Source organism: Pseudomonas sp. TE6283, assembly GCF_054060555.1.
The window spans coordinates 112852-135880 of record NZ_JBSSDH010000007.1 but is presented as its reverse complement, the minus strand read 5'-3'; the positions used below and the strand labels follow the sequence as shown (position 1 = coordinate 135880).

The 23029-nt window shown below is 63.0% G+C and carries 17 protein-coding genes; 10 read left to right on the top strand and 7 right to left on the bottom strand.

Annotated elements, in window-relative coordinates; all coding sequences use genetic code 11:
* Positions 1-32: 32 nt before the first annotated feature.
* Positions 33-653: a TetR/AcrR family transcriptional regulator gene (locus ACVWZ5_RS12175; RefSeq protein WP_172402414.1), complete on the bottom strand. Its 621-nt coding sequence runs from the start codon at positions 651-653 to the stop codon at positions 33-35.
* Positions 654-1053: 400 nt separating this feature from the next.
* Between ACVWZ5_RS12175 and ACVWZ5_RS12170 the strand changes: the two genes are divergently transcribed.
* The 10 genes from ACVWZ5_RS12170 (at position 1054) to ACVWZ5_RS12125 (ending at position 14263) form a co-directional block, all read left to right on the top strand.
* The gene (locus tag ACVWZ5_RS12170; RefSeq protein ID WP_084942171.1) at positions 1054-2478 is read left to right on the top strand and encodes a DUF1329 domain-containing protein; all 1425 of its coding nucleotides are present in this window, start codon (positions 1054-1056) and stop codon (positions 2476-2478) included.
* Between the two features lie 23 nt (positions 2479-2501).
* The gene (locus tag ACVWZ5_RS12165) at positions 2502-4148 is read left to right on the top strand and encodes a DUF1302 domain-containing protein (RefSeq protein ID WP_309508997.1); all 1647 of its coding nucleotides are present in this window, start codon (positions 2502-2504) and stop codon (positions 4146-4148) included.
* A 14-nt stretch (positions 4149-4162) separates the two neighbouring features.
* The gene (locus tag ACVWZ5_RS12160; protein ID WP_301140686.1) at positions 4163-6565 is read left to right on the top strand and encodes an efflux RND transporter permease subunit; all 2403 of its coding nucleotides are present in this window, start codon (positions 4163-4165) and stop codon (positions 6563-6565) included.
* A 10-nt stretch (positions 6566-6575) separates the two neighbouring features.
* Positions 6576-7553 carry a WD40/YVTN/BNR-like repeat-containing protein gene (locus tag ACVWZ5_RS12155; protein WP_425049104.1) on the top strand — a complete coding sequence of 326 codons (978 nt, stop codon included), beginning with the start codon at positions 6576-6578 and terminating at the stop codon, positions 7551-7553.
* 170 nt (positions 7554-7723) lie between these two features.
* Positions 7724-9058 (top strand): NAD(P)/FAD-dependent oxidoreductase, encoded by a 1335-nt coding sequence (locus ACVWZ5_RS12150; protein ID WP_280071235.1) that lies wholly within the window; start codon positions 7724-7726, stop codon positions 9056-9058.
* 70 nt (positions 9059-9128) lie between these two features.
* Positions 9129-9845: a hypothetical protein gene (locus ACVWZ5_RS12145; protein WP_084942166.1), complete on the top strand. Its 717-nt coding sequence runs from the start codon at positions 9129-9131 to the stop codon at positions 9843-9845.
* An 89-nt stretch (positions 9846-9934) separates the two neighbouring features.
* On the top strand, positions 9935-11422 hold the full coding sequence (locus ACVWZ5_RS12140; RefSeq protein WP_457340631.1) for a flavin monoamine oxidase family protein: 1488 nt from the start codon (positions 9935-9937) through the stop codon (positions 11420-11422).
* 9 nt (positions 11423-11431) lie between these two features.
* The gene (locus ACVWZ5_RS12135; protein ID WP_084942164.1) at positions 11432-12085 is read left to right on the top strand and encodes a c-type cytochrome; all 654 of its coding nucleotides are present in this window, start codon (positions 11432-11434) and stop codon (positions 12083-12085) included.
* A gap of 32 nt (positions 12086-12117) precedes the next feature.
* Positions 12118-12768, top strand: coding sequence for a hypothetical protein (locus tag ACVWZ5_RS12130; RefSeq protein ID WP_084942163.1), 651 nt, complete (start codon positions 12118-12120; stop codon positions 12766-12768).
* Positions 12769-12838: 70 nt separating this feature from the next.
* Positions 12839-14263, top strand: coding sequence for a coniferyl aldehyde dehydrogenase (locus ACVWZ5_RS12125; RefSeq protein WP_280071237.1), 1425 nt, complete (start codon positions 12839-12841; stop codon positions 14261-14263).
* 236 nt (positions 14264-14499) lie between these two features.
* Here ACVWZ5_RS12125 and ACVWZ5_RS12120 read toward each other — a convergent pair whose 3' ends face one another.
* From ACVWZ5_RS12120 to ACVWZ5_RS12095, 6 genes are all read right to left on the bottom strand, one after another.
* Complete coding sequence (locus tag ACVWZ5_RS12120) at positions 14500-16080, bottom strand: GMC family oxidoreductase (protein ID WP_084942161.1); 1581 nt, start codon at positions 16078-16080, stop codon at positions 14500-14502.
* 57 nt (positions 16081-16137) lie between these two features.
* Positions 16138-17097: an alpha/beta hydrolase gene (locus tag ACVWZ5_RS12115; RefSeq protein ID WP_253249251.1), complete on the bottom strand. Its 960-nt coding sequence runs from the start codon at positions 17095-17097 to the stop codon at positions 16138-16140.
* Positions 17094-18737: a 3-(methylthio)propionyl-CoA ligase gene (locus ACVWZ5_RS12110; RefSeq protein ID WP_084942159.1), complete on the bottom strand. Its 1644-nt coding sequence runs from the start codon at positions 18735-18737 to the stop codon at positions 17094-17096. Before ACVWZ5_RS12110 ends, ACVWZ5_RS12115 begins: the two co-directional genes overlap by 4 nt.
* An 80-nt stretch (positions 18738-18817) precedes the next feature.
* Complete coding sequence (locus ACVWZ5_RS12105; protein ID WP_084942158.1) at positions 18818-20317, bottom strand: flavin-containing monooxygenase; 1500 nt, start codon at positions 20315-20317, stop codon at positions 18818-18820.
* Between the two features lie 384 nt (positions 20318-20701).
* Entirely contained in the window at positions 20702-21355 is a 654-nt protein-coding gene (locus ACVWZ5_RS12100; RefSeq protein ID WP_253249250.1) for a c-type cytochrome, read from the bottom strand.
* An 11-nt stretch (positions 21356-21366) separates the two neighbouring features.
* On the bottom strand, positions 21367-22845 hold the full coding sequence (locus tag ACVWZ5_RS12095) for a flavin monoamine oxidase family protein (RefSeq protein ID WP_084942156.1): 1479 nt from the start codon (positions 22843-22845) through the stop codon (positions 21367-21369).
* Positions 22846-23029 lie beyond the last annotated feature (184 nt).

Genomic DNA, 23029 nt, shown 5'->3' with positions numbered 1-23029 from the left:
CAACGCCTTGGTGCTGCGCCAGGGCGTGCTGCTCACTCGGTGTCGTTCTGGGTATCGGCACCTTGAGAGTGTTGCAGATGCTCTACCAGCAGACTCAAGGCTTGGCAGGCTGTTTCGGTTTCCCGCCCTAGACGCTCGAGATCGCCGTGGGCGGTCCAGGCGACGAGCAACCCGTCGAACAGCAAGACCAATGTGCGGCTGGTGGCTTGCAAGCCAGCCGCGTCGAGGCAGTTGCCAAGGACACGCTCAAGCACCTGCTCGGTCGCCTCGACGCCCACCGAATAGATCTTGCGCGCCATGTCCGGCTGGTTGCGCGACGCCCAGAAGAACAGTTCCGATTGCGCCCTGGCGACGTCCGGATTGGACGACGCCCAGTGGATGGTGCGACGCAGCATGGCGGTGACCGCCGCCGCGGGGGACGCCGCAGAAGTGGCCTGTTGCAGATACGCCTGGGGTTGGCTGAAGAGCGACTCGTAAACCGCGTAGAACAGCTCGTCCTTGGTGCGGAACACATAGTGCAGGGATGCCAGCGGACACCCGGCGGCCGCAGCGATCCGGCGGGTGGTCGCATTGGCTACCCCGTGCTCAGCGATGACTTTGACTGTCGCTTTCACAAAATCCTGTTTGCGCAGTTCAGCGCCCATTCTGGCCATCGGGCTTGCTCCTTCCTAGATGACGCGTGTCAGCCCTGTCTGGGCTTGCAGCGGCAAATCCTAGCGCAAGTACCTTTTGGCCGTCATGCAGCGCGTGGAAATGGCGGGGCAAGCCTGGTCATTTTTAAGGTAACAAATGTTTCGTAATTTCACATTTTGGTGCGCAGCGTGCTGCAAGAGAGGGCGGCGCTGGGTTTTTAGGTAGCACATATCGGTTGTTATAAAAATTATAAGATGTTGATTTAAATAATTAAAAAATAGCCAATCAGATTGGCATGTGACTTGCTCTTGGTCATTTGACTTGGTCAGTTGACCATGTTTCGGAAACAGACCCTGCCGTCAGGCCTGCTCTCGCATGAGGCACGTCGAGCGGCCACCAAGAGCTCGTGAGGAACCTCCCATGAAAGATGTGATTCAGCGCCTTGATGTTGGCCTTTCCCTTCGCCGCAGAGGGAGGTCATTGGCAGTGGCGCTTGCGGCACTGGCCACCTGCGGCGCGCTGCAAGCTGCGCAGAACGATGCCTCGCAGCTGGGAACAAAGCTGACGCCACTGGGGGGGGAATTGGCGGCCGGCGCCAATGGCAGGATCCCCGCCTGGACAGAGCCAGGTAAGCAGGACACCGGCTGGAGCTATGGGCAGGTACGGGGTCAGGCATGGAAGTTCAAGGACGACAAGCCGCTCTTCAGCATCACGGCGGGTAATGTGGCGCAATATGCGAAGCAGCTTTCCGCAGGCCAGTTGGAGCTGTTCAAGAAGATCCCGGATTACCGCATGGATGTCTATCCGACCCGACGCACCTGCGGTGCACCGGACTTTGTCGTCGACAACACGCGCAAGAACGTCGGCTTCGCCACCCTCGACGCCGATGGCGTGGCATTGCAGGATGCCCATGTGCCCGGCATTCCGTTCCCCATGCCTACGACCGGCGCCGAGGTCATGTGGAACATGAAGATGCGCTACCGCGGCGTGGGCTTCGACATGTCCAAGACGGTTTCCGGCCTGTCGCCACGTGCCGGTGGCGGGAGCTGGCTGCGGACCTCGACCGACTGGTTCATGTACACGCCGTGGGGCCAGAAAGGCAGTGCGTTGTTCTCCTCCTACGATCGCCTTGAGGTGGCAACCTACTTCTCCTACAACGAGCCCGCCGCGCTGGCGGGTCAGTCAGGTGTGGTCACGACCAAGGCCGGCGAGCAGGCCAGCACCTTCTACTACTTTCCTGGGCAGCGCCGTGTACGGCGCATGCCGTCCTATTCCTATGACGCGCCGCAGATCGGTCTGGACAACCAGTACACCATTGATGAGTCGAACATTTTCTTCGGCCCCATGGACCGGTTCGACTGGAAGCTGGTCGGCAAGCAGGAACTGCTGGTGCCCTACAACTCATTCGGCGCTTACGACGCATCCGCGCGCATCGAGGATGTCGCGCAGCAGAACGCCTTGGCGCCACAGTCCCGCCGCTACGAGTTGCACCGGGTCTGGGTGGTCGAGGCTACGGTGCGCCAAGGCATGCGCCATCAGGCGCCCAAGCGTTTGTTCTACATCGACGAGGACAGCTGGAATGGCCTGATGGCGGTTGACTACGACAAGCAAGGGCAGATCTGGAAGGTCCGTGAGGGCTACACCATTCCCGTGTACGAAACCGGCACATGCGATATGGAAGCCCAGGTCCAGTACAACCTGGTTGACGGTCGCTACCTCTACGACATGACCTCTATCGGCGTGGGCAAGAAAGACCATCGCTGGCTCACCGAGGATGCCGGCAACCCACGTCTGAAGCGTGACTTCTATACCTCGGACAACCTGCGTGCCATCAGCGAACGTTGAACCCTGACCCTTCGAGCGCCGACATGAAAACAACAATCACAAAAGCTTCTGGCCTTGCTATTGCGTGCATGACTCCCCTGGCAATGGGGTTCACCTTCGAGACCGAGTCCATCCGCGGCTCGTTCGATTCGACGATTTCCTACGGCATGGGCATCCGCACCGAGTCCCAGGGCTGCAATCTGATCAATCAGGGCACCAGCGGGCATCACCCGCCCAGCGGCTGCCTGGCCCAGACCTCCGGCATTGGTGATCAGGGCGACCTCAACTACGACAAGGGCGATCTGTTCACTCATTACCTCAAGGGCACCCATGAGCTGCTGCTGAAGATGCCCGAAGACTTCACCTTGATGGCCCGCGGCAGCTGGATACGCGATTTCGCGGCCACCGACACCAGTGGCGCGTTGTCGTTCTACACCCCTGATGGCGTCGGCAAGGACGGGCTTACCCCTTCGGCTCGCGATGACCTCGAGTTCAAGGCGCGCCTGCTCGACCTGTGGGTGAGCAAGGGCTTCGATGTCGGCGACCAGCGGGTACGCGCCCGCCTGGGCAACCAAGTGATCAACTGGGGTGAGAGCCTGTTCGTGCAAGGTGGTATCAACAACACCAACGCCTACGATATCCAGGCGCTCTCGCGCCCAGGCGTGCAGTTGAAGGAAGCGGTGCTGCCGGCACCGATGTTGAGCCTGGCCTCGGGCCTCGGCCATGGATTCAACATCGAGGCCTATTACCAGTTCGCCTGGAACAAGAGCGAGCTGCCACCGGTGGGTAGCTACTGGTCCTACACCCCGGCGCTGGGCAGCGGGATGAAGACCTACGGATTCGACGACAAGGACGCCCGCGACAGTGGGCAATGGGGCATGTCATTGCGCTGGCAGCCTCAGGACAGCGACCTGAATCTCGGCCTGTACGTGTTGCGCTACCACGACAAGCTGCCGTCCCTGACCACCCGGTTGCTGGACCCGGACACCTTCGCCGTGGCACAGAAGTGGGAGTATCCGGAAGATCGCATGCTCTATGGCATCAGTGCCAACATGCCGATCGGCGACTGGGCCGTAGGGACTGAGCTGTCCTACCGGCCCAAGGACGCGGTGCCGCTCAACCCGCTGATTGACCTGTGCAGCAACAACCGTGGCAAGTGCTGGAAGGACGAGAAGAAGTTCCAGTGGCACCTTACCGGGCTCTACAGCATGACGCCTTCCAACTCGCCCATGCTGCTCGATTTCACCGGCGCCAGCACTGGCTCGTTGCTGACCGAGCTGGTGGTCATCAAGTACCCGGGCCTGCACCGCAGCTACGACGGTGAAATCGTTGCGGCCGGTGGCAATGCCTGGCAGCTGGATCCGGAGGCGGCGCCGAAGTCGCGAGGCGACAAGACGTCATCGGGGATCAACCTGGACTTCAGCCTTACCTACGACGGTACCTTGGTACCAGGCTGGCAGGTGACGCCCGGGATCTTCTATTCGCGCTCCCTCGGTGGGCGTACTCCCAACCTTGCGGCGACATTCACCGAAGACGCCAGCAGCATGAACCTGTACCTCAACTTCGTGCGCAACCCGGCCAGCTGGCAGGTGTCGTTCAACTACGCCAAGTTCATGGGAGGCGATACGCCCTATGACCAGTTGCTCCGTGATCGCGACTACGTAGGTGTCGTCGTTTCGCGCACCCTGTGAGGCCCGTCGTGAACATGTCTATTCAGATCAAGGAAACACCGCCGCGCGGCCTTTTGGCGCGCGGTGAGGCCTGGTTGTTCGGGCATCGTGGCTGGGTGCTGGCGCTGCTCGTGTCGTTCACCCTGGGCATGGCCTGGTTTGCCGTGCAACTGCGCATGGATGCCGGGTTCGAGAAACAGTTGCCGATTGGCCATGAGTACGTGGAGACGTTCCAGCAATACCGTGGTGACCTGCTCGGCGCGAATCGCCTGACCATAGTGGTCAGGGCACGCCACGGCACCCTCTGGAGCGAAGCGGGCTTGCGTCGGTTGTCCGAAGTCACCCAAGCGGTCACGTTCCTGCCCAGCGTTTCGCGCAGCAGTGTGCGTTCGCTCTGGACGCCTAACGCCTTTGTCAACGAAATCACCGAGGAGGGCTTTCGCGCTGACCCTTTAGTACCGGGAACGGTGACTCCAGAGCGTTTGGATGCGCAGATTATCCGGCGTATCGCCGACTCCACCGCCCAGGGTGGATTCATCGGCACCCTGGTTTCCCGCGACCAGACCAGTGCGATGATCACCGCCGAGCTCAATGATTACGATGCCAACGGTCAACGCCTGGACTATGTGGCCTTCAACCGCGTGCTGGAACAACAACTGCGACAGCCGTTCGAGGATGCCGACTTCGAGATCCAGGTCATCGGCTTCGCCAAGCAGATCGGCGATATCGCCGATGGTGCGGCGGCGGTGCTGGAATTCTGCCTGCTGGCGTTGTTGCTGACGGCGGCGGCGGTCTACTGGTACTGCCATTCGCTGCGTTTCACGCTGTTGGCGCTGGGCTGCTCGATGACCTCCCTGATCTGGCAGTTCGGCAGCTTGCGTCTGCTGGGCTATGGCCTTGATCCGCTGGCGGTGCTGGTGCCGTTCCTGGTCTTCGCCATTGGTGTATCCCACGGCGTGCAACAGATCAACTACATCGTCCGCGAGATCGCCGATGGCAAGCCCGCCGAACAGGCGGCACGATCCAGCTTCCGCGGGCTGCTGGTCCCCGGTACGTTGGCGCTGGTCACTGCCCTGGTGTCGTTCGTCACCTTGCTGCTGATCCCGATCCCCATGGTCCGCGAACTGGCCATCACAGCCTCTCTGGGTGTTGCCTACAAGATCGTCACCAACCTGGTGATGCTGCCGTTGGTGGCCTCGATGCTGAAGGTCGACGCGCGCTATGCGGCCGCCGAGGAAGTATCGCGACAACAGCGGTCGCGCTGGCTGGAAGGCTTGGCGAGACTGGCGCAATGGCGTAATGCCCGGTGGGTGCTGGTGGCCGCCGTGGCCGTGTTCATGCTGGCCGTCTGGCAAAGCCACGACCGCGTGGTCGGCTCGCTCCAGGCGGGGGCGCCGGAACTGCGCGAGGATTCGCGTTTCAATCGCGACGCGGTGGCCATCGCCAGCAACTACGACATCGGCCTGGACTGGTTGAGCGTCGTCTTCGAGGTACGGCCAGGGCCAGATGGCAGCGCCAATGCCTGTGAGAATACCGCACTCGGCCAATACCAGGACCGCTTCGTCTGGGCCATGGAGGGAGTGCCCGGAGTGCTCTCGGTGGCGTCGTTCTCCTCGGCGATGCGTCAGTTCAACGAGGGCTACAACGAAGGCAATCCGAAGATGAGCGCGGTGCCCATCGACCCGATGAACTACTCGTCCCTGGCCGCCGAAGTAGGGCGCTTGCCCGGCCTGATGCGCACCGATTGCGACATGACCGCGGTGCACCTGTACCTGGCGGACCACAAGGCCACCACCATCGGCCGGGTGATCGATGCGGTGAAGGCATTCCGCGTCGCCTATCCGCAGGACGGTGTCGCAGTGCGACTGGCGTCAGGCAATGCCGGTGTGATCGCGGCGATCAACGAGGAGGTCGAGAAGAGCGAGACGCCGATGCTGCTCTATGTCTACGCCGCGATCGCCTTGTTGGTGTTCGTCGTCTACCGCGACCTCAGGGCCGTGCTGGTGTGCTGCCTGCCGCTGACCCTCGGCACCTTCATCGGCTATTGGTTCATGAAGGAGCTGCAGATTGGCCTGACCATCGCCACCTTGCCGGTGATGGTCCTGGCGGTAGGGATCGGTGTCGATTATGCGTTCTACATCTACAACCGCATCCAGCTGCACCAGGCCCATGGTCAGCCCATCGCCACGGCGGTGGCTTGCGCCCTGCGCGAAGTCGGGATCGCGACCATCTTCACCGCGCTCACGCTCGCGGTCGGCGTGGCCACCTGGTCGTTTTCCGAGCTCAAGTTCCAGGCCGACATGGGCAAGCTGCTGGCGTTCATGTTCATGGTCAACATGGTCATGGCCATGACGGTGTTGCCAGCGTTCGCGGTCTGGCTCGAACGGGTGTTCCCACGCAAGCGCCCGGTACCAATGGTTGGCGCCCTGACCCACTGAGGAGAGTGACATGCATTACCTGAAACGGGTCATGGGCATCGCGCTGCTGGCGGCGTTGCCAGCGGCCATGCCGTGGGCTGCGAGCCTGCAAGTAGTACCGGCAGTACCTGTCGCCCATGCAGCGCAGGCCATGATGCTGGGGGTGGGCAGGGCCGCGCAGCGGATCGTTGCCGTGGGTGACCATGGCATCGTGCTGCTGTCGGACGACCGTGGCCGCAGCTATCGGCAGGCTCATGGCGTGCCTTTGTCCAGCGCGCTGACGAGCGTCAGCTTCGTCGACGGCGAGCACGGCTGGGCCGTTGGCCACTGGGGCGCGATTCTGGCCAGTGCCGACGGAGGAGAAGACTGGACGGTGCAGCGCATCGATAGTGATGTCGACCGGCCGCTGTTCGCCGTGCATTTCTTCGATCGCCGGCAGGGCGTGGCGGTAGGGCTGTGGTCGCTGGTCCTGACGACCGACGATGGCGGCGTCAGCTGGACAGAGCAGACCCTGCAACCCCAGCCCGGAGGCAGCCGCGCCGACCTCAACCTGCTGAGCCTGTTCAGCGATGGGCAGGGGAGCCTTTATGCCACTGCCGAGCGTGGTCAACTGCTGCGCACGGACGATCGGGGCAAGACCTGGCGTTACCTGGATACCGGCTACCAAGGCTCGCTGTGGAGCGGTGCCGTGCTGCCTGACGGCCGCCTGCTGGTGGGTGGACAGCGCGGGACCTTGTTGCGCGGCGCGTCGGACGCAAGCGCGTGGCAGCGCATACCTCTGACTAGCCGCAGCTCGATCACTGCCATACAGGTGGAGGGCAAGCACGTGCTGGTGGCGGGGCTGGACGGCCTGCTGGTGAACAGCCAGGACGGAGGCGCCAGCTTCGAGGAGACGCGCAGCAGCGACGGCGGTTCGCTTACCGCCGCACTGATTGACGCCGATGGCCAGCCGCTGCTGTTTTCCCGGCATGGCGTGGTCGCACCGACGTCAGGTCAAGACCCTCGTTGAACCGCCCTGGCCGCATCCTTCTGGAGGGTGCGGCAGCGCTTCCTGGAGTCTGGGAATACCGTTCGCTGCTGACGGAAGGCGCGCTCAAAAAAACAACATAACAGTTGTTGCGTTAAATAAGGCGCAGCAGTAGAGTTTGGCAAAACAACAACAAATTTCGGAGGCGACTCATGCCCGAGCCCACCAGAAACGTTGATAAATTCCGCCTGCTCGGCGGCTGGGTCGAACAACCGGACGATCTGCAGCCGGCGCTCGAGGGCGATGTCAATGCCGATGTGATCATCATTGGTGCGGGTTTTGCCGGGCTCTCCACCGCCCTGGAGCTGACCGCGCTCGGCGCGAGCGTCGTGGTGCTCGAGCAGGCGTTCGCAGGCTTCGGCGCAAGCGGTCGCAATGCCGGTTACCTCGCCGGCAGCATGGGCGTTGAGTTCGAGCTGTTCCACAAGCGGCTCGGCGCGCAGCAGGCCAGGAAGGTCGTGTCTTTCTACGACGAAGGCGTGGCGTATGTGGAACGGCGGCTGAGTGAGCTTGCCATCGACTGCGACTACAACCCCAGCGGCCTGATCCGCGCCGCCATCCATCCCGCCCAGGAAAAAAGGCTGCGCCACAGCATGGCGCTGGGGCACGAGCTGGGCTCGGTGACCCGCTTCGTGGACCGTGACGAAATGCGCGCTCGCGGTATTCCGCCCGCGTTCCTTTTCGGTTGTACCCAGCACGGAGGCACGCTCGATCCTGGCAAGTACGTCATGGGGCTGCGCCAGGCGGCGTTGCGGGCAGGCGTGCGGTTGTACGAACAGACCCAACTGTTGTCCTACAGCGACGGCCCGGTCATTACCTGCCACACCGAGAAGGGATCGGCCAGCGCGCCGATCATGGTCCTGGCCACCAATGCCTACACCCCACAACTGGGATTGCTACGCGACAAGGTCGCGCCGCTGCGGGTCTCGGCCATCGAGACACAACCGCTGTCTACCGCGCAGCTCGAATCCTTGGGGTGGCAGGGCAGGGAAGGCATCGTGACCCCGCACTGGACGATGGAAAGCCACCGCCTGACAGCGCGCAACACCCTCCTGGTCACCACCAAGCAGTTGGGTTACGCCTATGGCTCGCTAACGCCGAACGCGCCGGACCACGCGGCCTACGCCGCCTTGCGCCAAGCCCTGGACGACCGCTTCCCGACATTGCGCGGGGTGGCTATCGACAGGTGCTGGAGCGGTTACATCAGCCTGGCCTACGACGCCTTGCCCGTGGTGGGCGAAGCCGGTTCGCACCGCAACATCCTCTACACCGCCGGCTGCTCGGGGCATGGTGTCGGCACCCAGTCGTTGATCGGCTATCTGCTGGCAGAGCGCATCGGGGGGATCGAGCAAGCGTTGCTGGCGGCATTGCGCCACAAGACGCCGTCGACGCTACCCGAACCCTTGCAATGGTGTGCGGTGAAAGCCGCCCTGGCCGGCGTGAACCTGCTCGACAGTGCCCTGAACCGCCGAGCGCGAGCGTCGTGAACGCAGGCACCCGCTTGCGGGTATCTGGCACGGCGCCTCCCCGATCCCCTTGTCCCATCCTGGAGAAGCAATGAACAGCTATTCGAATGAGGCCGCGCGGTTCACCGCCTGGGCCTCGATCATCGGCGGAGTGTTCGCCTACCTCAACGTCGGTTTCATGCTCATGGTGACCCAGGGCGACATGGCCGTGACGCTGCAGGGCGAGACCATGCTGAACCTGCCCGCGCAGATCAGGCAGTACTTCAGGCTGTCGATGTTCGCGGACATCCTGGGTTTCTACCTGCCGCTTCTGGCCGTTGGTGCTTACTTCTGGCGAGTATTCCGTGAGGAGGCGGGCGCGCTTGGCGACATGGCCGTCCTGGCCATCGCCACCTATGTAGTGCTTGGCGTGACCGGCGCGGGCTTGCAACTGGCGGTGCTCAATCCACTGGCCGAGCTGCACCAGGCGGGTGGCGAAGCCGTGCGAGCTGGTGCCGAGGCAGCCTGGACCACCATCGCGGTGGGCAGCCAGCGTGGCCTCTGGTGGTGTGAAGGCCCCGTCGTGCTGTTCTGGGGCATCGTCGTGGGACGCCACCTGAAGCGCGCTGGCTGGGGCAACTCGGTGCTGCTGCCGCTCAAGGTCGTCGGCGGGTGCTTTGGCCTGTATTTCCTCGCCGGCTTCTTCCAGTCCCTGGACCCGCTGACCAATGCCCTGCTGGTGATCGTGGTGCTGATCTTCCCGTTCTGGATGATGCTGTTCGGCCTGCAGTTGCGACGCCGAGCGCTGCGCCTGGCAGTGGGGGCCTGATCGACCCCGCTCCATCCCTTGCTTGCTGAACCTGAAGCGCCACGCGGTGGCGAAGCACAATCGAACAATAACAGCGTGAGGCTTCTGTCATGGCTGAAAAGCCCCCCTCCCATTCATTGGATCTCAAGCGCCGGCAATTGCTGAAGTTTGCTGGTGCTACCGCAGCCGTCGGCAGCCTGGGCCTGCAGGTCGGGCTGGCCGGCGCCGATGATCACTCATTGGATGCACACGGCGATGAAGAAGGCATCCTGGATGTCGCGATCATCGGTGCGGGCATGGCCGGGCTCACCGCGGCCCGCGACCTGCAGAACGCCGGGTGCCATTCATTCCTGGTGCTGGAGGCTCGCGACCGTGTCGGCGGCCGGGTGCTCAACTACGACCTGGGCTCAGGCTACATCTCCGAGGTGGGCGGCCAGTGGATCGGGCCAGGCCAGACGGCTGTGGCCGACCTGGCCCGTGAACTCCAGGTGGACACCTTTCCCACCTACTACCAGGGAAAAACGGTAGTCCTTGGCGGGGACGGGCGCCTGGAAATCGACCTGAAAGGCACTTTCGGCACCGATGAACACATCGGCGCGAAGCTCAGCGAGCTGTCCAGGTCGGTACCCTCCGGTGCGCCGTGGACCTCGCCCAAGGTCGCCGAGCTGGACAAGTTGTCGGCAGGTGATTGGCTGGCGCAGCAAGACATCAAGCCTGAGGACCGGGCCGGTTGGGACACCAGTTTCATGCTGACCTGCGGTGTGGCACCGGCCAGGATGAGCCTGCTGCACTTCCTGTCGATGATCAACTCGGCGAGCTGCGACTACATGAAGCTCGACTCGATCAAGGACAGCGCCCAGGGCACGCGATTCGTCGGTGGCTCGCAGGCGTTGTGCACCCGTATGGCCGAGCAGTTGGGCGACAAGGTACGCCTGGCTTGCCCGGTGCGCGAAATTGCCGACTGGGACCGCGAGGTGGTGAAGCTGCAAACCGACCAAGGTGTCATACGCGCTCGCCGGGTGATCGTGGCAATCCATCCAGCGCTGTGCAACCAGGTGCGCTTCCAGCCCGCCTTGCCCGAGGGGCGGGCGGCACTGCAACGCGCCTGGCCGGCCCATAGCCCGGCGCGCAAGACCGCCATGGTCTACAAGCGGCCGTTCTGGCGCGAAAAGGGGCTCAATGGCCACACCCTGCAGGTCAGGGGGCCACTGCTGTGGGCCTGGGACAACTCGCCACCCAACGGTGAGATCGGCGTGATCAACGCGTTCGTCGTCAATGCCATGTTGCCCTCCGAGCATCAGGCCGCACAGCAGGTGCTGACGCAGCTCTACGCCCGCTCCCTGGGCGAGGAAGCCTTGCAGCCGGTCGGTTACCACGACCATGACTGGGGGTTGACCGACCCCTGGAGCCTCACCTGCGTGTCCGCGATCCCGCCCGGTTTCTGGAGTGAGCATGGCCAATCGTTGCGCCCACCCTGCGGCAACCTCATCTGGTCGGGTACCGAAACCGCGGATATCTGGGCGGGGTACATGGATGGCGCGGTGCGTTCAGGCCATCAAAGTGCGCTACAGGCGCTTGGTTCGCTGCGGCGGGTATAAGGGGCAAGCATGAAGAAGAAATTGTTGTGGGCCAGCGGGTTGCTGCTGGTGGCACTGCTGGCGTGGTTCGGACATGACCTGCTGGGCCTCTACCGCCTCGTCGCCTACATAGACACCACGACCCAGGCTTATGAAGCGGATGGTCCCTGGCCACAGACCGTGGATGCCTGCTTTGGCTGCCATGGCGCGCGCGGGAGCTCGCTGCATCAGCGCTATCCCAGCTTGGCGGGGCAGCCCGCCGAGTATCTCAAGGCGCAGTTGCACAGCTTTGCCAACGGCACCCGCCACTTCCCGAACATGCAGCCGCTGGCAATGAGCCTCGGCCAGGCAGAAATCGACAAGCTGGCCAGCTATTACGCGCGCCAGACGCCAATGGACAACCACACCTTCCAGCCAGACCCAGCCTTGCGCCAGCAGGGCGAGCAACTCGCACAGGCGGGTGCATGCAGCGCCTGCCATGGCGAGAAGCTGATGGGCCAGGGCCCGTTCCCGCGCCTGGCGGGGCAGGGCGCCGATTACCTGCAAGTACAACTGGACGCCTTTGCCCAGGGTAGCCGGGTCGACCCGACCGGTTCAATGAAAGCGATCACCTCCACGCTGTCGGCCCAGGACCGCAAGGCACTCGCCCATTACCTCGCCGCGTTGGCGGCCGCATCGAAGTAAAGCCCTCATACCTCAAGAAAGAGACCTGTGCTATGGAAACCAGAGATGTTCTTGCGTTGCTCACTTGCGTGCTCCTGGTGGTTTCAGGGGGGACCTATGGCATCAAGTTCTTGCGCAAAGGCAACGTCCTGCTTGGCCTGGAATGGCTGATCGTGGCGTTTTCCGGAACCAATTTCCTGATCTACCTGCTGACTCAGTCGCAGATTTCCTACGGCATTTCGTTTTTCTGCGATGCCTTCTCCCGAGGCTTCGGCATCCCCATCGTCACGGTGCTCGGCCTGATGGCGGTGACCCACAACTTCCGGCCTTCGGCGGGCAAGGACGTGTTGATCTTCGCCATCACTTTTGCCGCGACATTGGTGATGATCAAGGCCGACTTCCTGGCCAAGCCCCTGCCGTACTTCTACGTGGTCATGTGGGCTGGCTACACGGTCTACCTTGCTTACTTCATCAGCCGCCTGGTGATGGTCGGTGAGTACCTGCACGCGTTCGGAGTCTCGGTGGCGGCGATGCTGGGGCTGATGGTGGCCTGCATCTATGACTTCTTCCCCATTCCCGGGGACGACACCAAGGCCGTGTTCATGTCGATAGCGCTCGCCAGCTGGTCCTTCATGATGATCCAGCTGTACTACGCGTTCTTCGCCCTGAAACGGGCAAGACACCAGGCATTGCCAGTGCGCTGACGCGCTTCGGTTTTCAGCGCTGTGACCGCTTGCGCGGCCGCAGTGAGCATCCACCAGGAGTACCTAGACAATGTCGATCGAGCAAGTCGCACCGGCAGTAGAACGGATGCGCGAGGTTTTCGCCCAACAGCGCCAGGCCTTCGCCGCAGAGCGCTACCCGTCCTATGCAAGCCGACGGGCCAACCTGCTGGCGCTCAAGGCGCTGGTGCTGGAGAACGCCGAGCGTATCGCAGCCGCCGTTTCCACCGATTTCGGCCACCGCTCCGAGCACGAGACCAAGATGCTCGATATCTTCGGCCTGGTCAGCGAAATCAACCACGCCATCGGCTGCCTGAAGCGCTGGATGAAACCACGCAAGCGCGGCGTCGGGATCTGGTTCAAGCCTGCGCGGGCCGCGGTGTTGGCCCAGCCGCTCGGAGTCGTCGGGATCGCGGCGCCCTGGAACTACCCCCTGTACCTGACGCTGGGTCCGTTGTGTGGCGCCCTGGCCGCCGGCAACCGGGCCATGATCAAGGTCGCCAGCGACTCGAGCCACTATGGGCGCTTGCTCGCCGAACTGCTGGGCAAGTGCTTCGACGAAGACCTGGTGGCGGTGATTCAACCTGGCGCCGGGATCAACGACGGCTTCTCCCGATTACCGTTCGACCACTTGATCTTCACCGGCTCGCCGGCGGTGGGCCGGCAGATCATGCGCAATTGCAGCGAGAACCTGACGCCGGTGACCCTGGAGCTGGGCGGCAAGTCACCGACTGTCGTGGCACCCGGCTATTCATTGAAAAGGGCCGCCGAAACGGTGCTATGGGGCAAATGCCTGAATGCTGGCCAGACCTGCGTCGCCCCTGACTACCTGTTCCTGCCTGCAGGCAGCGAGGATGAGTTCCTCGAGCACGCCAGGGCGGCGGTGTCCCGCAACTACCCCCAGCCATTGGCCGACAACCCTGACTACACCTGCATGATCAATGCGCGTCAGCTGGCACGCGTCGAGGCGCTGTTGGCGGACGCCCGGGACAAGGGCGCGCGCGTGGTCGCGCTGGCGGACGCCGAGGGTGCGCGCCGGGCGGGTAAGCTGACGCCGCACCTGGTGTTCGATGTGCGCGACGACATGCTGATCATGCAGGAGGAGATCTTCGGGCCGGTGTTGCCGGTACTGGCCTATCGCAAACTCGAGGACGCGATAGGCTACATCAATGCCCATGAGCGACCCTTGGCGCTCTACCTGTTCGACGAGGATGCCGAGCGTGTCGAGAGCGTGCTGCGTCAAACCCTGTCCGGGGGTGTCTCGGTCAACAGCGTGATGCTGCATGTGCTGCAGGAGAACCTGCCGTTCGGTGGCGTGGGCAACTCAGGGCTTGGTCATTATCACGCCGAAGAAGGGTTCCAGACCTTCAGCAAGATGCGGCCGGTGTTCTACCAGGCCAAGCTCAATGGCAGCTTCTTGCTCAAACCGCCTTATGGCCGCCTCACCCAGGGCCTGCTGCGGATGATGTTGCGTTGAGACAGTTTGCTGAGCGGGGCTGACGGAGCTACATCGAGTTGACGCTACGATCGTCATGCCCTTTTTGCGCTCTTCGGGGCGCTTTTTTTGGCGCCGAGGTACAGCATTCACGGCCTCCCTCACACTTGCTGGCGACGCAGATGACGCGCTGGATGGCATTGACCATGCTGCAACAGTGGAGGGTATTCAGGAACCGCCCGTGCCTGGCAGGGCGGCTCGATTCAGGTACAAGAGCGTCAGGCCTGGGCAATCCACTCGGCGGCGCGTTCGGCGATCATGATCGTGGCCGCGTTGGTATTGCCGCCGACCAGTGTCGGCATGATCGAGGCATCGACGACGCGCAGGCCCTCGATACCGTGGACACGCAACTGGCTGTCCACCACCGCCATCTCGTCCTGGCCCATCTTGCAGGTGCCGATCGGGTGGTAGATGGTGTCGGTGCGCTTGCGCAGCAGTTCGATCATCTGTTCGTCGTCATGCAGGCCGGCGCTGTAGATATCCCTGAGTCCGAAGCTGCTCATGGGCGTCTGGGCAATGATGTCCCGGGTGATGCGATAGCCCTTGAGCAAGGTCGCGACATCGTCGTCGTGCGCCAGGAAATTGGGGTCGATGCGGGGTGCCTTGCGCGGGTCGGGGGAAGCCAGGCCGACACTGCCGATGCTCTTTGGACGTAGCACGCACACATGGCAACTGAAGCCATGGCCCCAGTGAAGCTTGCGGTTGTGGTCATCCACCGTGCCGATTACCGCATGCAGCTGGATGTCTGGACGCTCCAGGGCCGGATCGGTCTTGAGGAAAGCGCCGGCCTCGGCGCAGTTGCTGGCAACCGGGCCACGGCGATGGCGAGCGTAGTCGTACATGGCCTTGCCCATCTTCACGCCGCCACTCAGGGAGAAACCCAGCAGCGAGGTGTCGTTGCTCTTGTAGCACAGCACCACATCGGCGTGGTCGCGCAGGTTCTGGCCCACGCCGGGGAGTTCATGGCGCAGGGCGATGCCCTGGGGCTCGAGCTCGGCCGACGCGCCAATGCCGGAGAGCATCAGCAGGTGCGGGCTGCCAAAGGCACCTGCCGACAGCACGACCTCCTTGCGTGCCCTCAAGTGCACGCGCGAACCCTTGATCAGCGCCTGTACCCCCGTCGCTTGCTTACCCTGCAGGACGATGCTTTCGACATGGGCATGGGTGAGCACGGTAAGGTTGCTGCGATGGCGGACCGGTTTGAGAAAGGCCGTTGCGGTGCTCCAGCGACGGCCGTCGCGAATGGTCACGTCGTAGTAGCCTGCGCCTTCCTGATGGCTGCCATTGAAGTCGGGGTTATAGCTGTGCCCTGCACGGATCGCCGATTCGACGAAGGCTTCGGTGGCCGTGTGGCGATTCGCCGGGCTGACGTGGAGCTCACCTTCGCCACCGTGATACTCGCTGCTGCCAGCGTGGTGCGTTTCGCTCTTGCGAAAATACGGCAGCACGTTGTCGAAGCCCCAACCTTCATTGCCCAGCGCCTGCCAGTCGTTATAGTCGTCGTGGTGGCCGCGGATATACACCATGCCGTTGATCGAGCTGCTGCCTCCGAGCACTTTGCCCCGTGGCTGGTAGCCCACGCGCCCACCCAGGCCCGGCTGCGGGGTGGTCTTGAACGCCCAGTTGACATGGCGGGTCGGCAGGATGGCCGCGACACCGAGCGGAGTATGGATCAGCGGTGAGCGATCCTCCGGCCCTGCCTCGAGCAGGCATACGGTGACACTGGGGTCGGCACTGAGGCGATTGGCAAGGACACAGCCGGCGGAACCGGCGCCCACAATCAGGTAATCGAATTCCATATTGTTGTTCTCAAGGGAATGATTGACAGGTCTGGATGAATCAGTGAACGAATTGCGCTAGCCATCCCAATTCGTGTGGTCATGGACGAAGTCCAGGATGTGGCGCCGTGCTTCCTGGGCCTGAGGCAGCGCCGCGATCATCTGAAAGACGTGGGGCAGTTGCTGCCAGATCTCCAGGCGAACCTGCACGCCGGCCGCGGCTGCCTTTGCGGCGGCGCGCACGGCGTCGTCCAGTAGCATCTCGCTGCTGCCCACCTGGAGCAGCAGCGGCGGCAGCCCCTCGAAGGAACCGAACAGCGGCGAAACGCCAGGCGAGGCGTGTTGTTCGGCGGGTGCGTAGAAACCGCGGACGGCGATAGCGAAAGGCAGGGTGAAGATTGGATCTTGCCGGGCATTGCCCAACACGCTCGCGCCACTGAGGGTGAAGTCGAGGAACGGCGATAGCAGCACTGCACAGCTTGGCAGGCGCGCCCTTTCGTCCCTTAGCCGCTGGAGCAGCGCGAGCGCCAGGTTGCCGCCAGCGGAGTCGCCGGCGATCACGATATGCTCGGCCTTCACGCCCTGTTCGAGCAGCCAGCGGTAGGCGCCTTCTGCTTGGTCGAGCGCCGCAGGGAAGGGGTGCTCGGGCGCCAGGCTGTAGTCCAGCATCAGCGCGCGGGCCTTGAGCGGCTTGCACCAGTCGGCAACCATCGCCGCGTAGATCTGCGGGGTATAGGCGACGAAGGCGCCACCATGGATATACAGCACCACGCGCTCAGGCCTGCAACTGGCCGGTGACAGCCAGTGCGCGGGAATGCCATTGCACGACACCCTGACCCGATGCACGTCGGTCGGCAGTGCCTTGCCTTGATGATCCAGCTGCGCGAACTGCTTGCGCAGGCGGGGGATATCGATGCCCAGGCCGTGGCGGGATTTCACCAGTACGCGCAGCAGCAGGTTGAGCAGCCTGCGCTGCCACCGACCGTCAGCCGGGTCGATGACACGGGTATGGGCGCGTGTTCTGGCAGGGGCGTTCATGAGGCCACCTTGCGTGACGCTGAAGCCGGCCAGCGGTAATCGCGCAGCTGCTGGCGCAACTGAATCTTGCTGACCTTGCCGGTGGCGGTGTGGGGAAGGGCTTCGACGAACACGACATCATCAGGGATGCAGAAGCGCGCGACCTGGCTGCCGTAGAGTGCCAGGATCGCCTCGCGGGTCGGCGCTTGACCAGGCTTGGCGACAACCACCAGCAGTGGGCGTTCGTCCCATTTCGGGTGGGCAATTCCCAGTGCGGCGGCTTCAGCGACGGCCGGGTGCCCCATCGCGATGTTCTCCAGCTCGATGGAACTGATCCACTCGCCACCGGACTTGATCACATCCTTGGCGCGGTCGGTGATCTGCATGAATCCATCCTGGTCGAGGGTCGCGACATCGCCAGTCGGGAACCAGCCGTCGAGCAACGGGCTTTGCGCATTGCGGTAGTAATGGTCGACCACCCAGTGCCCCCGCACGACTAGTGCCCCGGAGGTCTTGCCGTCACGCGCAAGCTCGTTGCCAGCATCGTCCACGGTTTTCAGGTCGATGCCGAACGGTGGGCGGCCTTGCTTGATGCCGAGGGCAAAGCGCGCTTCCTCGTTCAGGGACAGGTGCGCCGCTTTCGGGGTATTGACGGTACCCATCGGCGACATTTCGGTCATGCCCCAGGCGTGCTGGATTCGGATACCGAACGCTTGCTCGAAACTACGCATCAGCGCCGGCGGGCAGGCAGCACCACCGACCACCAGGCGCTGGAGGCTGGACAGGCGCTTGCCTGTCGTCTGCATGTACTGTTGCAGGCTCAACCATACGGTGGGAACACCGGCAGAGAAGGTGACTCGCTCCTGCTCGAACAGCCTGAAGACACTTTCGCCGTCCAGGCCGGAACCCGGCAGCACCAGCTTGGCGCCCACCAGGGGGGCGGAGTAAGGCAGCCCCCAGGCATTGACATGGAACATCGGCACAACCGGTGCGACAACCTCGCGGGCAGACAGCGAGAGCGAGTCCGGTAGCGCGCTGGACAGTGCGTGCAGCAGCGTCGCTCGGTGGGAATAGAGCACCCCCTTGGGGTTGCCGGTGGTCCCGGAGGTGTAGCATAGCGCCGCCGCCGCGTTCTCATCGAGCCGCGGCCAAGTGAACGTTGCAGGTTCTGCAGCCAGCAGGTCCTCATAGCACAGCAGTCGGGTTTCGCCTGCAAGTGGCAGGTGCGCCGCGTCCGACAGGGCTATCCAGTGCTTCACGCTTGGGCACTGCGCGGCAATGTCGGCCACCAGGGGGGCGAAGCTTTCGTCAAAGCACACCACCTGGTCTTCGGCGTCCCTGATAATCCAGGCAACCTGCTCCGGGTACAGGCGTGGGTTGATGGTGTGGGTGATCGCGCCCATACCCGATATCGCATAGTAGAGCTCGAAATGCCGGTAGCCGTTCCAGGCCAGGGTGCCTACCCGGTCGCCCGGTCGGATACCCAGCCGGGCCAAGGCGTTGGCCGCTTGCCTGGCGCGCTGGTGGGCGTCGGCGTAGGTGTAGCGATGGAGGATGCCCCCTGGGAGACAGGACACGATCTCGGTATCGCCGTGATACCGCTGCGCATGCTCCAGCAGTGAAGGAATGGTCAGGGGAAGCGTCATCATTTGACCTAGCATGGTAGTTCGCCTTTTTACCTTTCTTGTTCTCATGCACCGGCCCGGGGCGGTGTCGCCACAGGGCCGTGGGCGTCATGTCGTCAGCCTGCGACCTTGGAGGGTTGCGGCGTGAGCGCTCGCTGCTGGGCGCGCTGGAATTCCAGGCGATGGTCCTCGACGGGGTCTTTCAACAGCATTTTCTTGTCGCGCCCGTAATGCATGAAGACAAACCACGGGTAGGACCGGCCCTGACGGGGCAGGAAGTGCTGGTCGCGCTGGATGTAGCCAGACTTCATGGAGTTCATGATCCCGTCGCTCAAGGCGTTGTTGGCATTGTCATACGGGGTCACGACATCGAAGCCGTTGCGTTCCATGTAGCGGAACAGCCGGCACAGGTACTTCGCGGCCAGGCCGACCTTGAGGGTCCACGACACGTTGGTGTAGCCAAAGATCCATGCCATGTTCGGCAGGTTTTCCAGCAGCACGCCCTTGTAGGTCATCTGCTCGCCCACCGGGTGAGGGATGCCATCGACTGACACGCTCATGCCGCCGAGCACCTGCAAATTGAGCCCGGTGGCGGTGATGATGATGTCGGCCGGCAGTTCCTTGCCGGACTTCAGGCGAATGCCTTGCGCGGTGAAGCGTTCGATGTGGTCGGTCTCCACCGACGCCTGGCCATTGCGAATGGCTTTGAACAGATCTCCGTCGGGCACCGCGCACAGGCGCTCGTCCCAGGGCATGTAATGCGGGGTGAAGTGGCGCATGTCGGCGTTCGGTCCCACCTGGCGGCGCACGTGCGACAGAATCACCCTGCGCATCAGGCGTGGCCACTGCCGACAAGCAAGGTAGATCGCCCGGTACAACAGGATATTGCGCTTGCGTGCCAGACCATAGGCCCAGCTCGCTGGCATGAAACGTGAGAGCGCGGCCGTGAGCTTGTCGTTCGAAGGCAGCGAGTAGATGTAGGAGGGCGAGCGCTGCAGCATGGTGATGTGGCGGGTCTTGTCGGCCATGGCCGGGATCAGCGTGGCTGCCGTGGCGCCACTGCCGATCACCACGACATGCTTGCCGCGGTAGTCCAGGTCCTCAGGCCAATGCTGCGGGTGGATGCGCACGCCATTGAAGTCCTCCTCGCCCGGGAAACGGGGCAGAAAACCGTCGTCGTGGTTGTAGTAGCCGGTGCAGCAGAGCAGGAAGCGGCAGGTGTAATGCCGGATATCCCCACTGGCCTCGTGCAGGGCCGTCAACTGCCACAGGCGCTGCTGGCTGCACCAGTTGGCATTGAGGGTCTTGAGCCCATGGTGGATCTTGTCGGTGAGGCCGTACTGCCTTGCCGTGTCCTGGATGTAACGGCGGATGGAGGCGCCGTCGGCCAGCACTTTAGGGCTGTCCCACAGGCGGAACTTATAGCCGTAGCTCAGCATGTCCGAGTCGGAACGGATGCCGGGGTAGCGGAACAGGTCCCAGGTTCCACCAATGCATTCACGCCGTTCCAGTATGGCGAGATTCCGGTTGGGGAACTCTTCGATCAGGTGGCACGCCGTGCCGATGCCGGACAGGCCCGCACCGATGATCAAGGTGTCGAAATGAAGGTTGCTCATGGGGTCTCCGCGCCTTCGGGGGCTGACCAAGTTGTTGAGTGAACGATGGGCATCAGCGCGACCAGTCCCTGAGTGGGTCCGGGGCTACTGACAGGGGCGCACGGGACTTTTGCCCAGGTATGCGGGCGAGAAGGGATGCCATGAGCATGGCGATCGATGACAGGACGCAGGCCAAGAGGCGCGTGGCCGGCAGCGAATGGGGGAGTGGAGTCGTGCATGCGATGAGCTCCGTTGATTGTTGTTGTTTTACTGGACTGTAATCCGCTTCAAAATTTAACGCAACGATTGTTATGTTTAGTTTGAGCACCTTCTGCCGAGCGCTGAACGATCGGTTGATCACACGACGGAGAATGGGCGAAGACTATGCGTTCGCCCTTCGATGGATCAGCGGGGGGCGGGTGCGAAACCAGCGATGTAGTGCGCCAGCGCTTCTGCCTCGGCTTGCGAGAGTAGGCCGGCAGTCACATTCATGGCCCCATTGGGGTCTGTTCGAGTGCCTTGCTTGAACGCCAGGAGCTGGCTTAACAGATAGGCTTTTCCCTGGCCCGCCAAGCGCGGGCCGGCAGCCCCTCCCATGAGATCGCCACCGTGGCATGCACTACAGCCACGCGCTGCAACACTTGCCTGCCCCTTGGCCGACAGCTGTTCATCCGGTGTTGGACGGTCGCTGCTGTGAGGTGTCTGCCTGGCAAAATACTGTGCCAGTGAATGTATCTGGGCCTCACTCAATGACGCTGCCAGCGGCTCCATTTGCGCACTGTGCCGTTTGCCCGAGGCAAATGCCTGAAGCTGAGCCTGGAGGTAGCTGGCCTGCTGCCCCGCGAGGGCTGGGTACTGCTGGTTTTGTGATTGTCCAGAAACGCCATGGCAGCTGGAGCAGGTATCCTGCGGCTGGGGCCAGGCGCCAACATCGGCGTCGTAGCGGGCGTAGTGGCTTTCCAACGCGTTCATGAACCGATAGCCCGCCAATAGCTGCGGCCCCACGGTGGCCCCTGCCACCAGAAGCCCCGCCACGCCCAGCGCAATACCGATCAGCATAGCTCGTCTCATCATGCGTTCCTCCCATTGGATACGAGCGCCTGCAGCGCCTCCAGGGCGGCGCGGTGGCCGGAGCGGACCGCGCCATCCATGCCACTGGCCCAGATATCCGCCGTTTCGGTGCCCGACCAGATCAGCCGGCCGACAGCAGGTTTCAGGTAACGCCCCCAGCGGGTGAGAAAACCAGGAGGGATGGCGCCGACGCAGGTCAAGGTCCAAGGGTCGACCTTCGCCCAGTCGTGATCGTGGAATTGCCTGACCTGCAACGCTTCATCACCCAATGCCTGGGCAAAGATCCCGGCGAGTGTTCGGTTGGCCCGCTCGGCGTCATGGCTAAGCTGGGCGCTGCGCACGAACGCTGAAAGGACGCCGATGCTGCCATCGGGCGGTGAGTTGTCGCACGAAAAGATCAAGGGGCCATCGGCCTGGCTGATCTGCCCATTGAGCCCTTTGTCTCGCCAGAATGGCCGATCGTAGACATGCACCGTCTTGCGCATCGGTGCATGGGTCGGCCACAGCCGCTGCAATTGTGCGCGCCCCTCGGGCAGAGGGGGATCGAATGTGATCTGGTTGCAGAGCGCGGGATGCAGCGCAACGATGACCTGGCGTGCGCGAAGCAGACCCCGGTCAGTGTGTATCTCGACAATGTCCTTGTCCCAACTGGCGAGCTTGCGTACCGGGCAGGACAATTTCAGCCGTTCGCCCAACGCTTGCGCCATGTGCGTGCTCAACACCTGGGAGCCCCCGACGAATCGGGTTTCCTGGGCACCGCCCTTGAAACCTTCGAGTTTTTCCATGCTGCAGTCGGCGGAGTTGATCAGCGAGAGGTAATGCAGCAGGGCCAGGCTGGCAGGCGGCGTACCAGTGGTCAGGCCTATGGAGGTGTCGAAGCTGAACCGGCTCGCGTTATCGAGGCCTTGGGCAGTCAGCCACTGGGCGACCGACAGCTTGTCGATTTCGGCCGCGTCCGGCGCGGTCCAGGGCTCTTTGCTCGGCACCCGCCGCGACAATTGGTTGAGCTTTTCTGTGATGGGGTTGCCAGGTGCTGCGCCGAGGTCTTCTTCGTACCGCGCATCGCCTGCCAGGTAGACATTGCGGCCTTCGTAGTAGCTCGGGAAGGTTTCGACCTCCAGTTCGCGTGCCAGATCGAAAATGGCCGTCTGCCCAGGGCCGACCCATTGCCCGCCGGCTTCGCAGATAATGCCGTTGCCGAGTTGATGGTTGTAGGTGCGTCCGCCTACTCGGTCCCGCGCTTCCAGCACGGCAAAGGACGCGCAACCAGCACGATCCAGGTCCCTGGCTGCCGTAAGGCCGGCAAGCCCGGCACCGATGATCACCACGTCGAATACATCCTGTGGGTGGGCTTCCACAGTCAAGGCCATCGCTCGACCTGCCAGCCCCGTTCCACTTGCCAATGCCACACCTGCGAGCGCCTGCAAAAGCAGGCGCCGGCGGCATGACGACGATGAGGTTTTGTCGTCTGGGTTCATCTTTGCCTCGGCACGCTATTGTTTTATTTAAATAACCGTAGTTATGTAAAATAGCGTACCGTGGTCGCCATGCAAAGGGGCGATGGCCGCTCGTCATCGCTAAATGCATGCAAATCGAGCAACTCGCTGCCATCGAGCGTTTGGAGGGGGGCAGGGCTTCACGGTGGCGTGGCCATGGATATTC